Source organism: Rugosimonospora acidiphila, assembly GCF_039543385.1.
Lineage (GTDB): Bacteria > Actinomycetota > Actinomycetes > Mycobacteriales > Micromonosporaceae > Rugosimonospora > Rugosimonospora acidiphila.
Genome location: NZ_BAABJQ010000013.1, coordinates 155,900 through 177,446, shown reverse-complemented (window position 1 = coordinate 177,446; position 21,547 = coordinate 155,900). Strand labels below are relative to the sequence as shown.

At 72.6% G+C, this 21,547-nt stretch carries 16 protein-coding genes, 1 pseudogene and 1 riboswitch; of the genes and pseudogenes, 11 read left to right on the top strand and 6 right to left on the bottom strand.

What is annotated here, in order from left to right:
- Window positions 1-98: 98 nt before the first annotated feature.
- Together ABEA87_RS22305 and ABEA87_RS22300 are read right to left on the bottom strand one after the other, a co-directional pair.
- On the bottom strand, window positions 99-2,066 hold the full coding sequence (locus tag ABEA87_RS22305) for a serine/threonine-protein kinase (RefSeq protein ID WP_345632456.1): 1,968 nt from the start codon (window positions 2,064-2,066) through the stop codon (window positions 99-101).
- 178 nt (window positions 2,067-2,244) lie between these two features.
- Window positions 2,245-3,123, bottom strand: coding sequence for a sensor histidine kinase (locus tag ABEA87_RS22300; protein ID WP_345632454.1), 879 nt, complete (start codon window positions 3,121-3,123; stop codon window positions 2,245-2,247).
- Between the two features lie 192 nt (window positions 3,124-3,315).
- On the opposite strand from ABEA87_RS22300, the gene ABEA87_RS22295 reads away from it, so the two are divergent.
- The 5 genes from ABEA87_RS22295 (at window position 3,316) to ABEA87_RS22275 (ending at window position 11,039) form a co-directional block, all read left to right on the top strand.
- Window positions 3,316-7,641, top strand: a complete 4,326-nt coding sequence (locus tag ABEA87_RS22295) for an FtsK/SpoIIIE domain-containing protein (RefSeq protein WP_345632452.1) — start codon at window positions 3,316-3,318, stop codon at window positions 7,639-7,641.
- A gap of 137 nt (window positions 7,642-7,778) precedes the next feature.
- Window positions 7,779-8,126, top strand: coding sequence for a hypothetical protein (locus ABEA87_RS22290; protein WP_345632450.1), 348 nt, complete (start codon window positions 7,779-7,781; stop codon window positions 8,124-8,126).
- A 32-nt stretch (window positions 8,127-8,158) separates the two neighbouring features.
- Window positions 8,159-9,754 (top strand): hypothetical protein, encoded by a 1,596-nt coding sequence (locus tag ABEA87_RS22285; protein ID WP_345632448.1) that lies wholly within the window; start codon window positions 8,159-8,161, stop codon window positions 9,752-9,754.
- Between the two features lie 125 nt (window positions 9,755-9,879).
- Entirely contained in the window at window positions 9,880-10,158 is a 279-nt protein-coding gene (locus ABEA87_RS22280) for a pyrophosphorylase (protein ID WP_345632446.1), read from the top strand.
- A gap of 206 nt (window positions 10,159-10,364) precedes the next feature.
- Complete coding sequence (locus tag ABEA87_RS22275; RefSeq protein ID WP_345632444.1) at window positions 10,365-11,039, top strand: response regulator transcription factor; 675 nt, start codon at window positions 10,365-10,367, stop codon at window positions 11,037-11,039.
- Window positions 11,040-11,158: 119 nt separating this feature from the next.
- On the opposite strand, the gene ABEA87_RS22270 is transcribed toward ABEA87_RS22275, so the two are convergent.
- Both ABEA87_RS22270 and ABEA87_RS22265 read right to left on the bottom strand, forming a co-directional pair.
- Window positions 11,159-13,030, bottom strand: coding sequence for a serine/threonine-protein kinase (locus ABEA87_RS22270; protein ID WP_345632442.1), 1,872 nt, complete (start codon window positions 13,028-13,030; stop codon window positions 11,159-11,161).
- A 54-nt stretch (window positions 13,031-13,084) separates the two neighbouring features.
- Window positions 13,085-13,771 carry an alpha/beta fold hydrolase gene (locus ABEA87_RS22265; protein ID WP_345632440.1) on the bottom strand — a complete coding sequence of 229 codons (687 nt, stop codon included), beginning with the start codon at window positions 13,769-13,771 and terminating at the stop codon, window positions 13,085-13,087.
- 140 nt (window positions 13,772-13,911) lie between these two features.
- On the opposite strand from ABEA87_RS22265, the gene ABEA87_RS22260 reads away from it, so the two are divergent.
- Entirely contained in the window at window positions 13,912-14,925 is a 1,014-nt protein-coding gene (locus ABEA87_RS22260; RefSeq protein ID WP_345632439.1) for a helix-turn-helix transcriptional regulator, read from the top strand.
- Here the strand turns inward: ABEA87_RS22260 and ABEA87_RS22255 are convergent.
- On the bottom strand, window positions 14,922-16,166 hold the full coding sequence (locus ABEA87_RS22255; protein ID WP_345632438.1) for a low temperature requirement protein A: 1,245 nt from the start codon (window positions 16,164-16,166) through the stop codon (window positions 14,922-14,924). The genes ABEA87_RS22260 and ABEA87_RS22255 overlap by 4 nt on opposite strands.
- A 125-nt stretch (window positions 16,167-16,291) precedes the next feature.
- Between ABEA87_RS22255 and ABEA87_RS22250 the strand changes: the two genes are divergently transcribed.
- The 5 genes and pseudogenes from ABEA87_RS22250 (at window position 16,292) to nicT (ending at window position 20,205) form a co-directional block, all read left to right on the top strand.
- A complete protein-coding gene (locus ABEA87_RS22250; RefSeq protein ID WP_345632436.1) occupies window positions 16,292-16,837 on the top strand; it encodes a DoxX family membrane protein in 546 nt (181 codons plus the stop codon).
- Complete coding sequence (locus ABEA87_RS22245) at window positions 16,834-16,983, top strand: hypothetical protein (RefSeq protein WP_345632435.1); 150 nt, start codon at window positions 16,834-16,836, stop codon at window positions 16,981-16,983. The genes ABEA87_RS22250 and ABEA87_RS22245 overlap by 4 nt, the downstream gene beginning before the upstream one ends.
- A pseudogene (locus ABEA87_RS22240) lies at window positions 16,980-17,714 on the top strand (phosphoglyceromutase); the annotation flags it as partial. The gene ABEA87_RS22245 and the pseudogene ABEA87_RS22240, both read left to right, overlap by 4 nt.
- Before the next feature lie 419 nt (window positions 17,715-18,133).
- Window positions 18,134-18,793: a YceI family protein gene (locus ABEA87_RS22235; RefSeq protein ID WP_345632434.1), complete on the top strand. Its 660-nt coding sequence runs from the start codon at window positions 18,134-18,136 to the stop codon at window positions 18,791-18,793.
- Window positions 18,794-18,867: 74 nt separating this feature from the next.
- A riboswitch (cobalamin riboswitch) is annotated at window positions 18,868-19,056 on the top strand.
- A gap of 12 nt (window positions 19,057-19,068) precedes the next feature.
- Window positions 19,069-20,205 (top strand): Nickel transporter NicT, encoded by a 1,137-nt coding sequence (gene nicT, locus ABEA87_RS22230; protein ID WP_345632433.1) that lies wholly within the window; start codon window positions 19,069-19,071, stop codon window positions 20,203-20,205.
- Window positions 20,206-20,308: 103 nt separating this feature from the next.
- Here the strand turns inward: nicT and ABEA87_RS22225 are convergent, their stop codons facing one another.
- A complete protein-coding gene (locus tag ABEA87_RS22225) occupies window positions 20,309-21,538 on the bottom strand; it encodes a sialidase family protein (protein ID WP_345632432.1) in 1,230 nt (409 codons plus the stop codon).
- Window positions 21,539-21,547: the final 9 nt, after the last annotated feature.

The window sequence follows — 21,547 nt, the reverse complement described above, 5'->3', positions numbered from 1 at the left end:
CGCCAGACGATCGCCGCTCAACGATCGCCCCTAGCTGACCGCCCCTAGCTGAGCCCCTAGCTGACCGCCGCTAGCTGACCGCCGCTGAACGATCGGCGCTAGGCGCTCGCCGTGATCGTCGCGCTGCAGCCGAAGATGGGTCCGGTCCCGTCCTCGAGGCAGATCTTGAAGGTTATCTTCGCTCCCTCGGCCATGTTCATGTTGTGGTCCAGGCACTTGCCGGTACCGCTGCGCTCCGCCGCCTCGTAGCTGCCCGACGCGTCGGTCCTGCTGTACTCGGCGACGGCCGAGTACCCGTCCGACTTCTCGTCGCAGACGAACAGGTGCTCGCCGTACGCCATGAAGTACGCCCTACCGGCGCAGTCGCCGGGGGTACACACGGTGGGCGGTGGCGCCTCCTTGGTCGGGGTGGGGTCGGGGGCGGGCGGTGGGGCCGGCGCGAGCGTCGCGGGTCGCGTCGCGACCGATCCCGTTCCCGGGCCCGACGCCCCGGAGCCCCCATCGCCAGAGCCACCGTCACCGGAGCCGCCGTCACCGGGGCCACCGTCGGCCCGGCCGGTTCCGGTCGGGGCGGCGCCTCGGGTCGCTGCGGCTCCGGTCGCCGTGGTACGGGTCGTCGCGGCGCGGGTCGCGGTGGCGGCGGGTGACCCGCCGGCCGAGGTCGGGGCGGGCGATCGGCCTCCGGCCGCCACGGCGCCCGGCGCGGGGTGCGAGCCGCCCCTGGTGACGGCGAACGCCGTGCCCGCACCGATCAGCACGACGGCGGCCACGGCTCCGGCCACGATCGCCACCGTCCGGCGGCCGGATTTCGCGGGCGGCACGGCGCCGGGCCGCACGATCCGGCCCTCGCGCAGCCGGGTCGGCTCCGACGCCGGCACAGCCGGCACGACCGGCACAGCCGGCACGACCGGCACAGCCGGCACGACCGGCACGACCGGAACAGCGGGCATGACCGGAACAGCCGGCACTGCCGACAACCCGACGGGCGGAGGCACGGGCGATACCGATGGAGCCGCGGCCGACGAGGGTGCGGCTAATGAGGCTGCGGCCAGTGGAGATTCGGGCGACGCGGCGGACAGGGGCGCAGCGGGCGGGAATGCGGCGGACAGGGGCGTGGCGGTCGACGGTGCGGCCGGCAGGGGCGTGGCGGGCGGTGGAGAGTCAAACGGCGCGGCGGGCAGAGAGGCGGCGGGCGAGGACGCGGCGGGCAGAGAGGCGGCGGGCGAGGACGTGCCCGGTGGGGACGCGGCCGGGGCGCCGAGCAGCGCGGTGAGTTCGGTGGCGAACTCCACGGCATTGGCCGGTCGCCGCTCCGGGTCGGCCGCGAGCGCGCGGCGTAGCAGCCCGACGAATCCGGCTGGGAGGTCTGCCGGGAGGCCGGCGGGAAGGTTGGCGGGAAGGTTGGCCGGGAGGTCGGGCCGGGTCGGGTCGTCCGGCCAGTTGGCCTCGCCGTCGGCCGGCGGAGCGCCGGTGAGCAGGGTGTAGAGCGTGGAGCCCAGGGCGTACAGGTCGGACCGGACCGATGGAGGGTAGCCGTCGATGAGTTCGGGGGCGGCGTGGCCGCGCGTAAAGGCGTCCACGCCGCGCGAGCCGTCGGCGGGACGCACCAGGCTGGCGATGCCGAAGTCGCTGAGTACCGGCTCGCCCTGGTCGGAGAGCAGGATGTTGCCCGGCTTGATGTCGCGGTGCAGGATGCCGGCCGCGTGCGCGGCCTCCAGCGCCCGCGCGATCGCCACGCCGGTGCGCAGCACCTCCGCGACCGGCAGGGGCCCCGTGGTGGCCAGCCGGTCGGCGAGCGACCCGCCCGGAAGGTACTGCATGGCGATGTAGAACCGGCCGTCCGCGGTCGGGCCGGCGGCGAACACGGTGATGATGTTCGCCCGTCCGGTCAGCCGCCCAGTGAGTTCGCACTCGCGCTGAAACCGTTGCCGCGCGGTCGGATCGTGCGCGTCTGCGGGCAGCACCTTGACGGCCACCGTGCGGCCGAGCGCCTCCTCGTACGCGGTGTAGACCGTGCTGAAGCCGCCCACGGCCAGCCGCACCAGGTCCCGGTAGCCCGAAATCACCGGTGGCTCCGGCATCGGTTGTTGCGGTCGCCGCATCGTGCGTCGACCCCCTTCTCTCGTCATGGCCGGTCTCTCGTCATGGCCGGTCTCTCATCATGGCCGGGCGATCGTCATGGTCGGGCGATCGTCATGGTCGGGCGATCGTCATGGTCGGGCGATCGTCATGGTCGGGCGATCGTCATGGTCGGGCGCCCAGTTCCGTCGGTGCGCGCTCGTCGACCGGTGGCTCGTCCACGACGGGCAGCGGCAGAGTGAGTATCACCTCGAAGCCACCGTCCGCCAGGCCGCCCGCGGACAGCGTGCCACCGTACAGGATGGCCCGCTCGTACATCCCGGTCAGTCCCTTGCCACCGCCGGCCTGCCCGTCAGGGCCGGCCATTGTGGACGATCGAGGGTGCGGACCGCCCCGTCCGTCGTTGGCGATCCTGACCCGCACCCGATCGTCCTCATAGGATAGAAGGACATCCACCCGCGCGCCGCGGGCGTGTTTGATGGCGTTGGTGAGCGACTCCTGCACCACCCGGTAGACGCACAGGCCCACGCCGGCCGGCAGGGATCGCGTCCGCCCGGACACGCTGAACTCGATGGCGACTCCGGTCAACCCCACCCGTTCGATCATCGCGGGCAGCTCGTCGACGCCGGGGGTGTCCCGGTCGCGCGACTCGTCGCTGTCCCGCTCGGGGCGCAGCACGGTCACCAGCCGCCGCACCTCCGCCAGCCCATCGCTGCTCATCTCAGCGACCGCGCGCAGCGCCCGCTCGGCCGTCGGCGGGTCGGACGTCAGCACGTAGCGGGCCAGGCCCGCCTGTACCGCGATCACCGACATGTGGTGCGCCACGACGTCGTGCAGTTCGCGGGCGATGCGTACCCGCTCCATCAGCACCGCGCGCTGCTCGCGCTCGCGCTGCTCGTCCCGCTGACGCGCCGCGTTCTGCGCGGCGGCCCGCCGGTACGCCCGCAGACGCCACAACGCACCGCCGGCGACGAGGCACGCGGCCACCAGCGCGGCGGACAGCGCGACGATGGCGGTGCGGGTGCCGCCCCCGGTCAACAGCACCCACGAACCCTACTGGTCGGCGGCCCGGTCCGCCGTACCCCGACCCCCATCTCCAACCAGGGTTTACCTGCGCATACCACGTGGGGTGTACGGCGCGGCGACGATGGTAGCCTTCCTGCTCGCGTGCCCGCCGAGCCGGGCCGCGGCGCGCACACGGACACACTGACGGGCGGCGGAAGAGGTGATGTCGGCGTGCGGTTCGTCTACCGCGTCGGTGGGACCGGGCACGAACTCGAACTGCGTCTGGGTCGCCCCGACTCCACCGTCGGCGACCTGGCCCGCGCGCTCGGTGCCCCGGACGGGGTGCTCATCGACGGCCGGGGTTTCCCGCCGGAGACCGGGCTGGCCGAGTCGGGTCTGGTCATGGGCTGCGAGGTCACCCCGGCGGCGGGGGCACAGACGGTACCCCTGAGGCCGATCGCCTTGCTGCGGGTGGTGGGCGGCCTGTGCGCGGGCGTGTCCCTGCCGCTGCAGGCCGGCCGGATAGTGGTGGGTCGCGGGCCGGAGGCGAACCTGAGCCTGGACGCGGTGGACGTGTCCCGTGCGCACTGCGCCGTCGACGTGAGCCCCGACGGCATCGTGACCCTGACCGACCTGAGGTCGCTCAACGGTACCGACGTCAACGGCGTGCGGCTGACCGGGCCGGTACGCGTCGGCCCGGACGACCTGATCTGCGTGGCCGGGCAGGTGTTGCTGCGGGTGCTGCCGCCGGACCGGACCGGCCCGGTGCAGCACGTCAACCCGGTACGCGAGGCACGCCCCGGCGGCACTCTGCCGTTCAACCGCGCGCCCCGGGTCGCCTCCCCGGCCGTGGCGTCACCGGTCGCCGTCCCGGAGCCGCCGCGCGGGATGGGCCGCACCCCGTTCAGCGTCTCAGCCCTGCTGGGCCCGCTGCTGCTGGCCGGCGTGATGGTGGCCGTGATGGGCGACGCCCGGTACGCGCTGATCGCCGCGCTGACCCCGATCGTGTTCGTGTTCGAGTTCCTGGAGAGCCGTACCCGGGGCCGGTTCAGCCTGCGCCGGGGTCGGCGCGACTACGCCACCCGGATGGCCGCGGCGCGCACGGCGTTGGAGCGGCTGCACGCGGACGAGATCCGCGCGCGCCGCCGGTCGGCGGGCGACCTGGCCGAGGCGGTGTTCCGGGCCACCTCGCCGGGTCTGCGGCTGTGGGAGCGCCGCCCGGACGCGCCCGACTTCCTGCGCGTTCCGGTGGGCTCGGCCGACCTGCCCTGGATGCCGCCGGTCGCCTCCGACGCCCGCGAGCCGGATCCGGAATCGGTGGCCATGGTGGCACGGGTCTCGACGCTGCCGCAGGTGCCGGTGCTGGTACGGGTCGCGCCGGGCGGCGTGGTGGGCCTCGACGGCGACCGGGGCGCGGCGCTGGCCGCGGCCCGGGCGATGCTGTGCCAGGCGGTGGTGGGCAGCGGGCCGGCGGACGTACGGGTCGCCATCTTCGCCGACGCCGACCGGGTGGCGGACTGGGACTGGACGAAGTGGCTGCCGCACGGGGCGGATCCGCGCTCGGGCTCGGCGCGCTTCGTGGCGGTCGGGCACGAGCAGTCCCAGGCCCTGGCCCGCGCCCTGCTCTCGGCCGCGCCGCCGGCGGCCGGGGCCGGTGCCCCGGTCACGCTGGTGGTGGTCGACGGCGCCACGCTGCTGGAGGGGCGCCCGTGTCCGCTGCGCGAGCTGCTGGGCGGTGCCTCGGTGCCGTGCGGCGGCGTCGTGCTGACCCAACGGCTGCCGGCCCTGTGCACCTCCATCCTGTCGGTGGGCGCCGACGGTACCGGGCTGCTGCGGCGGGTCACCACCGGCGAGGAGGTCACCGACATCCTGGTCGACGGCATCGCCGAGCCCGACGCCCGGCGGCTGGCCCGATCGCTGGCCCGGTTCGAGGACCCCGAACTGCGGGTGGACGGCGCCGGGCTGCCCGACCGGGTGAACCTGCTGCCGCTGCTGGAACTGCCGGAGGTCTCCGGGGCCGGGGTCACGCACCGCTGGCGGGACGGCGCCGAGGCCCTGCGGGTACGGGCCGTGCTCGGGGTCACCGAGCGGGAGCTGTTCGAGATCGATCTCGACGACGACGGCCCGCACGGGCTGATCGCGGGCACCACCGGCTCGGGCAAGAGCGAGCTGCTGCGCACCCTGATCGCGAGCATGGCCACGCACACCGACCCGGAGCACCTGACCCTGGCGCTGGTCGACTACAAGGGCGGCGGCGCGCTGGACGAATGCGCCCGGCTGCCGCACGTTGTCGGGCTGGTCACCGACCTGGACGAGCAGCTCGGCGAGCGGGCCCTGCGCTGCCTGGAGGCGGAGGTGCGCCACCGCGAGCACGCGCTGCGCGACGTCGGCCTCGGCCACGTGCGCGAGTACCAGCGGCTGCGCCGCACCCAGCGGCCGGACCTGGAGCCGATGCCCCGCCTGGTCGTGATCATCGACGAGTTCGCCACCCTGGTCAAGGCGCTGCCGGACTTCGTGGACTCGCTGGTCAGCATCGCGCAGCGCGGGCGCAGCCTCGGCATGCACCTCATCATGGCCACGCAGCGGCCGGCCGGCTCGGTCAGCGACGCCATCAAGAACAACGTCAAGCTGCGCATCGCCCTGCGCCTGGAGAGCACCGGCGACTCCACCGACGTCATCGACAACCCGGCCGCCGCCGGGATCGGCAGCCGGCAGTGGGGACGCGGGTACTACCGGCTCAGCGCCCGAGAGGTGCTGCCGGTGCAGACCGCGCTGGCCACCGCGGTGACCCCGCTGGCCGCCGCGACCGCCCCGGTGACGCTGGCGCCGTTCCGGCTGGAGGCGCCGGAGGATGGCGCCGCGACCGGGGCCCCGGACGGGCCGACCGACCTGCAGCGCCTGGTCGACGCCGCGCGGCAGGCCTGTGAGCTGTCCCGCATCGCCCCCCCGCGCCGCCCGTGGCCGGAGCCGCTGCCGCCGGTGGTGGCCCTGGAACGCCTGACCGGGGAAGCGCAGCCGGGCCGGTCTGTGGCGCGGGCGAGCGCCCCCAACGCCTTTCCCGGGGTGGCGCGCGGCCTACAGAGCGACGCGGCCGGCCTCCCCGCGTTCGCGCTGGCCGACGACCCGGACCGGCAGACGCAGTACCCGGTCGGGTGGGACCCCGAGGCCGGCAACGTGCTCATCTACGGCGTGGTGGGGGCCGGCACGTCCACCGCGCTGGCCGCGCTCGCGCTGTCAGTGGCCGGGGCGCACTCCCCCGCGCACCACCACCTGTTCGTCCTCGACCTGGGCGCCGGCGACCTGGCGCCACTGGCCGACCTGGCACACACCGGCGCGTACCTGGGCGCCGCCGAGCGGGAGCGGCAGGTCCGGTTCATCCGGATGATGCGCCGTGAACTCGACGCCCGTAAGGCGGGTGGGCCGCAGGACGCGTGGCTCGTGCTCATCGACAACCTCGGCGCGCTGCTGGCCGACTACGACAAGGACGTGGCCGGGATGACCCTGGTCGAGGACCTGGCCCGCGTCTACGCGGACGGGCCGGCGGTCCGCATCTGGTTCGCGGCTACCGCCGACCGGGGCGGGGCCGTGCCGTCCTCGTGGGCCGCGCTGACCCAGCAGAAGCTGCTGATGCGCCTGGCCGACCAGAACGAGTACGGCGCCTTCGACGTGCCGCGCAGGTCGGTGCCGGGCTTCGTGCCCGGCCGGGCGGTGGTGGCCGCGACCCGGCAGGTGGTGCAGGTCGCCTTCCCCGGCCCGGACCTGAAGGCCGCGGTGAGCGACGTGGTGGCGCGCTGGCCCGGCGAGGCGCGCACGGCCCCGACCGTGGGGCTGCTGCCGCCGGAGATCGGCCTCAGCTCGCTGGCCTGGGGCGCACCGGGCACCGGCGCGATGGGTGCCGGCGCGATGGGTGCGCCCGCGACGGGTGCGGGCGCGACGGGTGCGGGCGCACGCACGGGCGCCGAGCCGTGGGACATCCTCATCGGCATCGGGGATCGGGACCTGGCTCCGGTCGGGCTGAGCCTGTACCCGCACGAACACGCGCTGATCACCGGGCCGCCGCGCTCCGGGCGCAGCACGGCGCTGTGCGCCATCGCGCACGCCGTGCTCGCCGGGTCCGACCCGCCGGCCGTGGTGGCATTCGCGCCGAGACGTTCGCCGGTACGCGACCTGCCGGCTCCGGTGACGGTGGTGACCGAGTACGGGCAGCTCGACGGCGCGCTCGACGCCGTACCGGGCCGGATGCTGGTGCTCGTCGATGACGCCGAGACCGTCGAGGACGACCTCGGCACGCTGGACCGCTGGCTGTCCGCCGCGGGTGCCGGGCGGCACCTGGTGGCGGCGGGACGGGCCGACGGCATCCGCCGCACGTACGGCAACTGGACCCAACGGGTACGGGACGGGCGGTGCGGGGTGCTGCTCGTCCCCGACCACGACCTCGACGGCGACCTGCTGGGCGTGGTGCTGCCCCGGCACGACCGGATGGCGCCGTTGCCGGGACGGGGATACCTGGTCGCCAACGGCAGCGTGGACGGGGTGCAGTTGGCGCACCCGGGCTGAGTACCACGAGGGTTGTACGACCCCGGCGGGGCGTACGGCGAAAGGCGGCCCGGCAACCTCAACCCACCGCCCGACGACCCGGCACCCCACCGCCCCATAGGCTCACCCAGACCCGAGACACTCCAGGCAGGAACCCGATGGCTTCGATCCATTACGACTTCGGCGCGGCCGACGCGCTCAGTCAGAAGCTGAGCCAGCTCGCGCAGAAGCTCGACTGGCTGGTCTGGCTGCGCAACAGCCAACGAGGCAGCATGCTCGGCGACCCGGACAGCGACCACTGGAGCGGCAAGAAGCGCGACCAGTTCGAGAAGGACTTCCACCGCGAACAGTCCAGGCTCACCGCGCTGTCCGCCGAGGCGAAGCGCATGAAGTCCACTGTGGATACGGCGACGGAGAACGCGCACGCCGAGCTGAAGGCCGAGCAGCAGAAGGAAGAACAGGAGCGCAGGGCCCAGCGGATCGGGCCGCCGAACGGCGCGCACTAGTCGGCGCGGCAGCTGCCAGAAGGGAGGACGGCGTGGGCACCGCGTCGGCGATTCCGGAAAACCTCTACACCTACTCCGATCAGTGCACCCGGGGCGAGAAGGAACTCGGTGACTGGGTCCGTGGGGTGCTGACCCCGGCCATCACCGCGTACGAGCGCGGCGGCGGGACCTGCCAGCTCCCGATCGACCGCGAGGTGAGCGCGGCGGTGTCGACCGCATCGAGCACCGATACCGAGGTACGCCGCGTCGGCCGCGCGTTCCAGGAGGCCGGCAGCGCCAGCCCGCTGCCAACCGTCGGCGACAACTCTCCCGACAACCTGCCGGGGCGGCCCGCCGACGGGCTCTACCGGATGTCGGACGGCGCGCTGTCGGGCGCCGTGGCCCACCAGGACTCCCTCGCCGCCGGAGCCGCCCTCGCTTCGAAAATGACGAAGAAGAACAACCCGGACAACGTCGACTGGATCATCGACCAGCTGGACGCCCACGGCGGCGACGGGTACTTCGACGCCGCCTTCTTCAACTCGCTGACCACCGGCCAGATCGCCAAGCTGATGGGCCGCCGGGCCGATTGCGCGGTGGTCGGCGACGACCAGGCGCTGGCCAACGCGCTAGCCACCGGCCTGGTGTCCAAGGCGACCGTGCACCGGGTCGTCACGGCGCTGAGCTGGGCCGCCAAGTCGAGCTACGACCCCGACTACTGGCCCGTGCAGGAGTCGGCGCAGGCCTCGGTCCTGCAGGCCATCGCCGGCAACCGCACCGCCGCGCGCGAGTTCACCGACCTGATGACCGACGGCGACCTGCACACGCTGCTGCGGGTGACCCGTGGCGCGTCCGGCGACGGCAAGGCCTTCGTCCAGGCGTTCAACCTGCTGACCCAGGCGGGCATCACGCATGCCGGCGACTCTGCCGGCGAGCAGGCCTTCATGAACCGGGTCGCCGCCGCCCTGAAGGGTGAGAACCTGTCCGACGTGGGTGGCGCGGAGGGGGCGCTGCTGCAGTTCGTCTCGCTCGGGCTCGCCGGCATGGTCCCCGATCCCGGAGCCGGGAAGACACCCGAGCAGCTGCACAAGTGGATGGAGGACACCAGCGGTGCGGCCGATGCGATGCTCAGCAAGTACCTCGACCTGATCATCAAATCCAACGCCGCCCGCGACAAGTCCGACGAGCTGCACACCACCATCCTCGAGACGATCGGCTTCAGCTTCGTGCCCTGGGGCAAGGTGGCCAACACCGGCTCGGCGGTGGTGGACAACCTGATCAGCAACGGGTTGCAGAGCGGGATCGGGGAGGTGGGCGGCGGGCTGCTCTCGGACGTGGCGAACGCCGGGATCCCGGGCGGCGACATCGAGCCCATGCGGTTCGCCTCGCTGGCCGGCACCGGCCCGGTCCGGATCGCGATGTGGACCCAGCTGGCCAAGCACGGCTACCTGGTGAACCAGTTCGACATCCCGGTGCGTCTGGACTCCGGTGACCGGCAGGAGTTGCTGTCGGACATGTCGAGGCACCCCGACAACTACGCGCTGGCGGGCAGCCCCGACAGCCTGCATGACATCGACAAGATATTCAACTTCACCGACTCGGAGTCGCAGAGCTACCAGACGATCGAGGCCGCCCAAGCGAAGAACTGATCCCACGGCACCGGCCGTGAGACCACACCACGAGTGTGATCCGCGATGGGTACCACTCACCACGGTTTCCACTCACCACGGTTTCCACCCCACAGCGGGTTCCACTCACCACGAAAGGAAATGCCGTGCCCACAGTCAAGGTGACCGACCTCGCGCACCAGGACGCGCAGAAGATGCTCAACATCATCAACAACCAGCTGCCGACGCTGTTCCGCCAGCTCAACAGCACCGGCCAGCAGATGAGCGACCCGAACAACTGGGACGGTCCGCTGGCCCAGAAGTTCCGCGGCGAGGTGTGGCCGCAGGCAAAGGCCGACCTGGACAAGATGCAGCAGTCGCTGGTCCAGCTGCAGCAGTCGGTGCAGAAGATCCTCAACAACATCTCGCAGGCCGGCGGTGCGTGAGCCGCGAGTACACGCCGGTACGGTGCCGATGCCCTCGGCCGCCGTCTGCGGGTCGGCGCGGATGAGTTGACGCGAAGCGGTGCGGCAGCCGGTGACGGCCCGCACCCCTTTCGCGTTACCGGGCTTGGGTTACCGTACCCGGGGTTGCGTTACCGGGTTCGCGTTACCGGTCTGGGCTCGCAATGCGGGTCGCGAGGGAGGCACAGGTGGTACGGGTACTCGTCGTCGACGATCAGGTTCTGATCCGCGCGGGTCTGGCCGCCCTCATCCGCGCGGCGCCCGGCCTCGACGTCGTCGGTGAGGCGGCCGATGGCGACGAGGCGGTGGCGCTGGCCGCCGAGACCCGGCCGGACGTGATTCTCATGGACATCCGGATGCCGGAGGCGACCGGGATCGAGGCGACCCGCCGGATTCTCGAACAGCGGCGTGACGACCCACCGCGGGTGCTGATGCTGACCACCTTCGACGTCGACGAGTACGTGTACGAGGCCCTGCGCGCCGGAGCGTCCGGCTTCCTGCTCAAGGACACCCCACCGGAGCGGCTGCTGGCCGCGATCGGGATGGTCGGCGGCGGCGACATGCTCTTCGCGCCGTCGGTGACCCGTCGGCTCGTCGAGGCGTACACGCACCGGCCGCACACCGGCGCGGTGGACCACCCCGACCTGGAGGTGCTCACCGCCCGCGAGCGGGAGGTGCTGCGCCTGATCGGCTCCGGGCTGTCCAACGGCGAGATCGCCGCGCGGCTCGTGGTCAGCGAGGCGACCGTCAAGACCCACGTCAACCGCACGATGACCAAGCTGAACCTGAGCAGCCGGGCCCAGGCGGTGGTGCTCGCCTACGAGGTCGGGCTCGTCGGCCGGGGCGCCGCGGCGGCCACCTGACCGGCTTCGGCGAGACAACCGGCCACGCCAGACAGCCCGCTGCGGCCAGACAGCCGCCCGTGGCCACCTAGCCGGCCACGCGATCGGCGACGCCACCCGTTCCGCGACCGGCTCAGCCGCTACTTCCAGCCGGTGCAGTAGGACTTGCCCAGCCGCTGCGAACACAGGTCCCACTGCACGTCCTTGACGGGGCCGCCGATCGAGAACGAGAACGTCTTGCCCTGCCCGTTGCCCACGGCGACGTACGGGTCGGGCTGCGCGTACTGCACCTTCCACGTGCCGTTGATGTCCAGCCGGTAGGCGATGCGCAGCGACGCCGTCGACTCCCACTGCTGGGTGTCCTGGATCTGGCCGTACGCGACGGCCGTCGTTCCGTTCCAGGCCACGGAGCCCCGGGCCCAGGCGTAGTTGGTTTTGATGTCCAGAGTGGACCCTCCGGTGGGCGGCGGCGCGACCGTCGTCGCCGGTGGTGGCTTCGGCGCCTGTACCGGCGGTTTGGCGGGCGGGTTCGCCGGAGGCTTCGCGCGCCGCGTCGGGGTGGAGGCGGGCCGGGTCGGCCGCGCCGACGTGACGTCCGGCGCCGAGCCGCTCGCGCCGGGCGTCGTGAGGGGCGTCGCGGAGGTTGCCGCCGGGGGCGTCGAGGCTGTCGTGTCGGCCCGGGCGGCGATCGCCGGATCGGGCGATGGCTTGTCGTGCCCGGAACGGGTCAGCGCGAACGCGGCCCCGCCCCCGACGACGACCACGAGCGCGGCGGCGCCCAGGATCAGCCACGTCCGCCGGCCGCGGGCCCCGGGCGCCGTGGGGTGGTCGGCCGACACCTGCCGGGTCGGCCGCAGCCTGGTCGCCTCCCCCGCCATGCCGCCACCGGCTCCCCCGGCGTCCGCCATGCCGATGCCGGCCATGCCAATGCCGGCCGCGCCGGTACCCGCTCCGCCAATGCCGGGAGGCGCCGCGTTCAGGGACGGTGCCGCGTTCAGGGACGGTGCCGCGTTCACGGACGGTGCCGCGTTCACGGGCGGCGTCGCCCTGGACGACGTCGTCCCTGCCAGGGCCGCCCCTGACAGGGACGTCCCCGACGAGGTCGTTCGTGACGAGGTCGTCCCGGACGGTGCCGCGTTCACGAGCAGGACCGCGGCCCGCGGCGGGCAGAACGGCGCGAGGCCGATGGCTACCGCGTCGGCGTCCACCGGCCGCTGCTGCGGATCCTTGGCCAGCATTCCGGTGACCAGTGCGAGCAGGCCGTCCGGAATGGACGCGTCGCGGATCGGCGGGGCGGGCTCGGTGGCGATCCTGGCGGCGTACGCCGAGTCGTCCTCACCGGGCCGGCGCGGGAACGGTGGTGCGCCGGCCAGCGCGGCGTACAGCGTGGCACCCAACCCGTAGAGGTCCGAGCGAGCGCTCGCGCCGCCGTTCCAGATCTCGGGTGCCGCGTACGCCCAGGTGGCGTGCTCCTGCGCCTGGCCGGCGTCCTCGCGCGGAAGGGACAGCCCGAAGTCGGCGAGCACCGGCTGGCCGGACTGGCGGAACAGCACGTTGCGCGGGGTGATGTCGCGGTGCAACAGCCCCGCCCGGTGTACGCCGGCCAGCGCGAGCGCCAGCCGGTACCCGAGTGCGGCGACCTCGGCCGGCGGGAGCGCGCCGGCGGCGACGCGCTCGTCCAGCGAGCCCCGGCACAGCTCCATCACCAGGTACGGGTGGCCGCTTCCCGGGACCACTCCGGAGCTGTGAATGCTCACGATGTCGATGTCGGACGGCAGCCGTCCGAGCGCGGCACACTCCGCGTCGAACTGGTCTCGGACCCCCGGATCCAACACGGTGGCGTGGAAGACCTTGACCGCCACCTCCCGCCCGAGCCGGGCCTGCGTGCCCCGGTAGACCGTGGCGAAACCACCACTGCCGATGGGACGCAACCCGGAGACTTCGGGTATCTGGGGAGGCTGCCGGTTCACCTGTGGCGCGAGCGTGTCCTTGCTGGGCGGCCCGAATGTCACGGGCAGCAGTGTACCGGCAACCCCAATGCCCGCCCCGCCGACACAATCCGGTGGTCAGGCACTGCCGGCCGCCGCGGCGAGGAGCCGGGCGAGTTCGTCTGGCCTGCTGAACATCGGCCAGTGCCCGGACTCGATATCGACGAATTCGACGTGCTTGGCCCGGGCGAGCTCGGGTACGTCTCCGGCCTCGATCCACGCCCGCGCCTGCCCGGGGGTGAACTCGGGACACACCAGCGCGACCGGGACGTCGAACCGTCGCTCGTCCGCCAGCCGCACCACGCCTGTGGCCACCTGGCCGGGAACGGGAATCGCCGCGGCCGCGATGGCGTGCCTGGCCTGCTCGTCGAGGTCGGCGGAGTCCGGCCCCTCGAACGCTCCCCAGCCCGGAAAGGGCATGGCGCCGTCGGTGAGCTCGAAGAAGTCGGCGTAGGCCTTTCCGTCGGCGACCGGGAAGCCGCCGATGAGCACGACCTTGGCGACCCGCTCCGGTCGCGCGTCGGCGGCCAACCAGGCCAGGGTGGAGGCGGCGGAGTGCCCCACCACCATGGGCCGGCCGGACGCCGAGTCGACGGCGGCGAGTACGGCCGCCACCTGGTCGTCCAGCGTGGCGTCGGTGGCCGCGTCACCCTGACCCGGAAGGGTGAGCGGCACCGGGCGGTGGCCGAGCGGTTCGAGGGCGCGGCCGACGGCGTCCCAGGCGGATCCCTCGAGCCACAGGCCGGCGATGAGCAGGATGTCCATGGTTGCGCTGAATCCCCTCGCTGCGATGCGGTCGGTCACGGTCCGCACCGGTGCGCTTCCGTGCCCCGTCGCGGCTCACGCTACGGCCAGTTCCGGACGGTTCGCTTCCGGGTTGTCTCGGCGCCGCCTAATCTGCTCGGGTGCCGACCGACCTCAGCCCCACCGCCCGGGCGCTGCGCGCCCTCGAGATCCTGCAGAACCGACCCGGCACCACGGCCGATCAGCTCGCCGAACGGCTGGGCGTCACTGAGCGGGCGGCACGCCGGTACGTCGGGATCCTGCGGGAGGCCGGCATCCCCGTCGAGTCGGCCCGGGGCCCCCACGGCGGGTACCGGCTGCGACGCTCGACGCGGCTGCCGCCGGTCGTGTTCACGCAGGCCGAGGCGCTCGGTCTGGTGATGGCGGTGCTCGAGGTGATGCCGGTGCTGGACGGCCAGCCGGCGGCCGGCGGTGCCGAGGACCCCGTCGGGTCCGCCCTGAGCAAGGTCATCCAGGCCCTGCCCGAGGGTGTCGGCAGGCAGGCCGCCGCGCTGCGGGAACACGCGTCCGCCGCGCCCGACCTGGGCTCGGCCCGGCCGGATCCGGTCACCACCGGCGCGCTCGTCGCGGCCGTCGCGGCCCGACGCCGCGTGCTGCTCACCTACCGGAGCGAGACCGGCAGCGAGTGGGAGACCGAGGTCGACCCCTGGGCGGTCGTCGTCCGCCACGGTCGCTGGTACCTGCTGTGCCACTCCCATCACGCGGACGCGACCCGCACCTACCGGGTCGACCGCATCCGCACGGCTCGGCAGACCACCCGCGAGTTCGAGCCGCCCGACGGCCTCGACCCGGTGGCGGCGCTGGAGGAGAACCTGGGGGTCGGGTGGGAGTTCGCCACGCACGTGGTGTTCGAGGCCCCGCTGGCCAAGGTGGCGCCGTGGATCCGGCCGCCCATGGGACGGCTCGAACCGGCGCCCGACGGCTGCGTGATTCTCGGCAGCACGAGCAACCCGGCGATGTACGCGCGGGAGTGGTTGGCGGGCGTTCCGTTCGCGTTCCGCGTCGTCGGCGGCCCGGAGTTGCGTGCCGCGGTCACGTCGCTCGCGAACCGTTGCGCCGCCGCCCTGGCGGACCGGCCGGTGCCACGGACGCCTGGTCCCACGGATGCCTCCTAGCGCTTCGTGTCATTCGAATACGGGATCAGTGCCTCGCGCGCACGCGGCTGGTGCTTCCTACGCCAGGTGACCGCGTTGCCGGCCACGATTCCGGTCAGCGCCGCCGTGGCGGACAGCGCGGACGCCAACGGCGGGGCGGCCAGCAGCGCCGGCGACGCCGCAGCCAGGGCGGCCAGCCCGATCACGCGGGTCCAGGACACCCGCGCGAAGACCGTGTAGTCGAGCAGCGCCCGACCGGCCAGAAACAGCGCCGGACCGGCGAGGATGACCGCCACCCAGGCCGGCCGCGCGTGCCCCAGCGGGTGAGCGATGCCGACGTCGTCGCCCGCGGCGATTATCACCACACCGGCGGCCATCACGAGGTGGGAGAAGGCCGCCGCCTGGCCGGGCTGCGCCGGCTCGGGTGACTGTTTGATGGCCGATTCGAGGAGTTCACCCGCGCGGTAGATGTAGATCCGCGCCACCAGCACGGTGACGGCGAACGCGTTCAGGAACGCGACCGTGCGGGCGGCGTCGAAGCCGCGGTGGCTCAGCTCCAGCCCACTGGTCAGGATGGTCTCGCCGAGCGCGATGACGAGGAACTGGCGGTACCGCTCGGAGACGTGCTCGCCGGCCAGCCGGAACTCCGCGAGGGGCGTGCGGCCCAGCCCCGGGGTGGGCCAGCGCAGCCGGAGCGCGGCGTAGGCCGCCGCCGACCCGAAGGCCCACAGCAACTCCCCCGCCGTGCCGGAGTAGAAGATGCCGGCGAGCCAGGGCAACGTGGTCGCGGAGTTCCAGAGCAGCGCCCGCCCGGCGGGGCGCCGCAGCGTGAAGTGGCGCGTCACGAGGCCGAGGTAGCCGGTGGTACCGATCTGCGTCGCGGTGTACACCCCGGCGAAGACGGCGCGGGTCGAGCCGTACGCGTGGGGCACGGCGACCGCCATCACCAGGACCCCGGTCATCGCCAGCAGGATCAGGCCCTGGATCGCCACCCGGTCCGGATCGAACATGTCCGCGGCCCACGATGTCAACGTCCACACCCACCACAGCGGCAACAGCAGCACCAGGGTCCGCCCGGCGCCGGCCCAGTCGAGGTGCGCGTCCAGGTACGCGGAGAGCTGGGCGAAGGCGAAGATGTACGCCAGGTCGAAGAACAGTTCCAGGAAGTTGGCGCGCAGGGGCTGCTCCCGGCTGCGCAGCGGGGCGAATTCGGGCCCGCCCCGGCCGGTCCCCTCCCCCGTCCCGCCCGGCGGCATGCCCATCGGCAGGCGGTACCCCGTTCGGGCACCGGCATGCCCTGCCGCGCGGTTGAGGCGGGCGCGGCGGGTGTGGGCCGGTTGGTTGCGGGTAGGCGGGCCCAGAGCGGATTCGGCAGAGCGGAGCGATTATGAGACTGTCCCATTTCCCCCTGCGCGTCGCGATCGGCGCCTTCTTCCTGAATTCCGGGCTGTCCAAGTGGAACCTCGAGGGGCAGGCCGCCGAGGGCATGCACGGCATGGCCGCCGCGGCGGTACCCCCGTTGGGTCGCGTGCGGCCCGCGACGTTCGCCCGGGTGCTCGCCATGACCGAGATCGCCCTCGGCGGCGCGCTGATCGTGCCGCTGGTCCCGTCCGCGCTGGTGGGCACCGGACTGTGCGGGTTCGGCGGCGGGCTGATGCGGCTGTACTGGTCGACGCCGGGCACCCACCAGCCGGGCAATCCCCGGCCGACGCAGCAGGGTATCCCGCTGGCCAAGGATTCCTGGCTGGTCGGCGCCGGGTTGACCCTGCTGCTGGACGACCTGATGGGCAGCCGGCGCGCACGCCGCGACCAGAGCACCCGGCGCGCCGGTGACTATCATGGCCACCGGCGGGCCGTCCGCAACGGCCACCACAAGTCACGGTCCCTGCGGCCGTCGCATCACGAGGGATGCCGATGCGCGTCAACCGGATGAGCACCTCGAGGACCAACCAGTCCGGCTCGGCGCGTCTGGCGCCGCGCCACGACCCGGACCAGTTGGCCAACCAGGGCGGCTCGGCGCGTCTGGCGCCGCGCCACGACCCGGACCAGTCGCGGGCGGCCGGAGGCCGGCGCGCGTGACCACCCTGATCCTGCTGCGCCACGGCCAGAGCGAGTGGAACTCGAAGAACCTGTTCGCCGGCTGGGTGGACGTCGACCTGACCGACGCCGGGGTGCGGCAGAGCCTGCGCGCCGGCGAACTGCTCCGCGAGCAGGGGCCGCCCCCGGACGTGGTGCACACCTCCGTGCTGCGCCGCTCGGTGCGTACGGCCGCCATCGCGCTGCACGAGGCGGACCGGTCGTGGATTCCGGTGCGGCGCTCCTGGCGGCTCAACGAGCGACACTACGGCGCGCTGCAGGGCCGGGAGCGCACGGCGGTACGGGAGCGCTACGGCCACGAGCAGTTCATGCTGTGGCGCCGATCATACGAGGTGGCCCCGCCGCCGCTGGCCGACGACGACGAGTTCAGCCAGGCGTCCGACCCGCGCTACGCGGACCTGCTGGGTGAGCTGCCGCGTACCGAGTCGTTGCGGGACGTGACCGCGCGGTTGCTGCCGTACTGGCACGACGCGATAGTCCCCGACCTGCGTGCCGGGCGCACCGTCCTGGTCTGCGCGCACGGTAACTCGCTGCGCGCGCTCATCAAGCACATGGACCGGCTGTCCGACGACGACTTCGTCGGGCTCAACGTACCCACCGGCGTGCCGTTGCGCTACACCCTGGACGAGGCCACGCTGCGACCGACCGGACCGGCGCGGTACGCCGACCCGCGGGCGGCGGCCGAGGGCATCGCCGCCGTGGCGGCGCAGGGGCTCGACGCCGCCGCCGTGGCGGCGCAGGGGCTCGACCCCGCCGCCGTGGCGGCGCAGGGGCTCGACACCGGCGACGCCGGCCACTGACCGCCGCCGCCCCGGCGCCGAATTCGCCAGCGGTGGCTTCGCGTCACCCTCACCGACGGTTCGCCGACGTTACGGCGGCGGCGAATCATTCCCACTCCCGCCGACAATTCGGCTTTTTCCGTTGACTCGGGCTGCTGCCTCGGCACGCTGATTTTCCGATTCGCCCGGCGCGACGCGCCCGACGCCCCATTCACCTCGAAGCCACCAGGTGGGTGGGCGTTAGGCTTCGGTTCGGAGTCGAAAAGAACGGCGTGCGCAGCGTGCCGATCAACGGCCGCCACAAGCGACACATGTCTCGGTAACGCACGCGTTTCCGCGGGGAAGGCACGACAATGTCCGGTTCCGCCACACGGTCCTGGGAGGGCATAACCATCCCGGCGCCTGGCAACTATCTTCTCGATCAGGCGCACAAGCGGATCGGATTTCTGGCCCGACACATGATGGTCAGTCCGGTACGCGGCGAGTTCACCGAGGCGACCGCCCGGATTGTCGTCGCCGAGGATCCGTTGCAGTCCTCGGTCAGCGCCACCATCTGGGCGGCCAGCGTCCGCACCGGCCACGCCGAGCGGGACACGCACCTGGTCAGCCCGGACTTTCTCGATGTCGGTCAGTATCCGACGCTGGATTACCGCAGCACCGGCATCAAATGGCAGGGCAACAACGACCCGATTTTCTACTGGGCCTACCTGCGCAAGCGCGGAGCCACCCCGGGTGAACACGTGCCGCCGCAGCCCAGCCAGACGACTGGACGGTTCGTGCTCGACGGCGAACTGACTATCAAGGGAATCACCCGTCCGGCCCAGCTACAGGTGGAGTTCGGTGGGGCGCGGACCGACCCGTACGGCAACAATATCTTCGGGTTCACCGCCACTACCGAAATCAACCGGGAAGACTACGGACTGATCTGGAACGTGGCGCTGGAAAGCGGCGGCGTTCTGGTCGGCCGGACCGTACGCATCGAAATCGCGGGCGAGGCGATTCACCAGTCCTGAGGCGGACTCATCACATTCCGGCACCCGTGTTGTTGATCACCGGGGCGGTGCGTTGCTCCGCCCCGGTGCCACCGATAGCCTGTCGACGCCGTGGTGTTCGGGAATCCGGTGTGAAACCGGAGCGGCCCTCGCCACTGTGAACAGGATGCACCGGCCCGGCCGCGGCGACGCGGCAGCCACTGGACGCGAGTCTGGGAAGGCGGGCCGGCGAGTCGCATGCGACACCTGTCAGCCAGGAGACCGGCCACGGCAACGCAAGAGCCCTACTCCACGAGGTGCTGGAAGAGGTTGCCATGGGGCTGCCCGCTGAACCGTCTCTCCGTCCGTCCAAGCGCGTGCGCGACTGGCGCGAGATAGTCATCCTGCTCGCGGTCATCGCCGTCATGAACCTCGTGGCGTGGACCGTGCTGGCCACGCTGGTCACCCCGAAGCACCTGCAGATCGGCACGAAGGTGTTCGGTCTGGGCATCGGCGTGACCGCCTACACGCTGGGCATGCGGCACGCCTTCGACGCCGACCACATCGCCGCCATCGACAACACCACCCGCAAGCTGATGGCCGACGGCAGGCGGACGGTGTCCGTCGGATTCTGGTTCGCCCTCGGGCACTCCACCGTGGTGGTGCTGCTCGCCACCGGCATCGCGGCGGGCGCCCGGTTCGTGGCCGGCCTCACCAATGACAACTCCGCCGCCCGGGCCGACCTCGGCGTGGTCAGCACCAGCGCGTCCGGGCTGTTCCTCTACCTGATCGGCATCCTCAACCTGATCGCGCTGGTCGGCATCGCCCGGGTGTACCGCCGCGCCCGCGCCGGTGACTACGACGCCACCGCGCTGGACGGCGCGCTCGACGCGCGCGGGCTGGTCGCCCGGCTGCTGCGCCCGCTGATGCGGTCGGTGCGCCACCCGGCCCAGATGTACCCGATAGGTCTGCTGTTCGGTGTGGGATTCGACACGGCCACCGAGGTGACCCTCCTGGTACTGGCCGGCAGCGGCGCCGCGGCCGGGCTGCCCTGGTACGCGATCCTGGTGCTGCCGCTGCTGTTCACGGCCGGCATGAGCCTGTTCGACACGCTCGACGGTGCCTTCATGAACGTCGCCTACCGCTGGGCCTTCGCCAATCCGGTTCGCAAAATCTATTACAACCTCACCATCACCGGGCTGTCCGTCGCGGTGGCCCTGCTCATCGGCACCATCGAACTGGTCGGAGTGCTGCACGACCAGCTGCGCTGGCGCGACCCGGCCACCAACTGGATAGCCGGGCTGGACCTCAACAACGTCGGCTTCATCATCGTGGGCCTGTTCGTACTCGTGTGGGCGGTGGCCATCGGATACTGGAAGGTGGGCCGCGTGGAGCACCGCTGGCGGGCACCGGCCGGCGAGCCCGAGCCCTCGGGCCCGAATCCACTGGCCTGACGGCGAGCCAGCGGTGCGCCGGACCCCGCATGGGGGCCGGGCGCACCGCTGGCTGTGCCGCACCCGTTGGCTGTGGCGTGCCGCTGGCTGTGGCGTGCCGGTGTTAGCCGACGATGGCCTTCACCGGTACCCGGGTGAACGTGATGTTCGCGTTCGCGTTGGTCTCACCGGTCTCGTACAGGTCCCCGACCGTGTTGTTGTCCAACTGGACCAGGTCGGAGTAGGCGGCGGGCAGGCCGGTCAGGTCGTACGGGGCCGACCAGGTGACCCCGGCGTTGGTGCTCGACCGGATGCCCATCACGGCGCGGAAGGTCGGGTCGGCCGGGCCGGAGTAGAGCAGCACCGAGTTCGGGCCGGTCACCTGCAGCACGCTGCCCTCGACCACCGGGGTGGTGATGGTGTCCTGCGGGTGAAGCGGGCTGACCAGAGTCGCCCCGCCGTCGGTCGAGTAGCCGTCGACCCGGTTGCCCGCACCGGTACCGTTCTGGTCCCGGCTGTTGATGTACACCCGCCCGTCCGTCAACTGCGTCAGGGTGCTCTCGTTCGGGTTGCTGAACCCCTCCGTGGTGTCATCGGTGTACCCGATGTGCCACGTGGCGCCGTGGTCGTCGCTGTAGAAGTCGTTGCCGCCGTAGTACTGGCTCTCCGCACCGGTGTCGGTGGAGCCGGCCGCCGGGGCGACCGAGTTGTTGGCCGGCACCACGAGCCGCCCCTTGTGCGGGCCCTGGGTCAGCACGGTGGCGTGCCCGGGACCGGTGGCGTACCAGCGCCAGTTCGGCAGCTTCACCTCGCTGGTGATCTCCCGGCGGGCCGACCAGGTGACCCCGTCGTCCTTGCTGGTCTGCACGAACACCCGCCGGGTCTGATCGGCGGTCACCTGACCGGCGAGGATCTGCGCCTCGGTGACGGAGGCCGCGTTATAGCAGGTGAGCAGCACGATGTTGCCGGTGGCCGGGTCCACCACCGGAGCGGGGTTGTCGGCGGTGTCGTCGCCCGCCTCGGCGGCCACGGACAACGGACCCCAGGTGCAGCCGCCGTCGCTGGAGCGCTTCTCGACGACGTCGATGTTGCCGGAGTCGGCGGACGAACCGACCCGGCCCTCCGCGAACGCGACCAGGGTGCCCTTCTTGGTGGCCACCACGGCGGGGATGCGGAAGCTCGAGTAGCCCTCGGTACCGGCGACGAAGGGCACCGACGAGGTGCACTTGGCGGCCTTCGCCGGCGCGGCCGTCGCCGGACCGTCGGGCGCGGCGAGCAGGTAACCGCCCGCCAGGACCGCGGCGGCGGCGATGGCGCCACCCACGATCCGCGGCCTTGTCGCGGTGAATCGCATGGAAGTCTC

Coding starts and splice junctions, on each gene's coding strand:
- ABEA87_RS22290 (WP_345632450.1), top strand. CDS start 7,779: ATGGCTTCGATCCATTACGACTTCGGCGCGGCCGACGCGCTCAGTCAG.
- ABEA87_RS22235 (WP_345632434.1), top strand. CDS start 18,134: ATGTCCGGTTCCGCCACACGGTCCTGGGAGGGCATAACCATCCCGGCG.
- ABEA87_RS22250 (WP_345632436.1), top strand. CDS start 16,292: ATGAGACTGTCCCATTTCCCCCTGCGCGTCGCGATCGGCGCCTTCTTC.
- ABEA87_RS22265 (WP_345632440.1), bottom strand. CDS start 13,771: ATGGACATCCTGCTCATCGCCGGCCTGTGGCTCGAGGGATCCGCCTGG.
- ABEA87_RS22225 (WP_345632432.1), bottom strand. CDS start 21,538: ATGCGATTCACCGCGACAAGGCCGCGGATCGTGGGTGGCGCCATCGCC.
- ABEA87_RS22255 (WP_345632438.1), bottom strand. CDS start 16,166: ATGGGCATGCCGCCGGGCGGGACGGGGGAGGGGACCGGCCGGGGCGGG.
- ABEA87_RS22245 (WP_345632435.1), top strand. CDS start 16,834: ATGAGCACCTCGAGGACCAACCAGTCCGGCTCGGCGCGTCTGGCGCCG.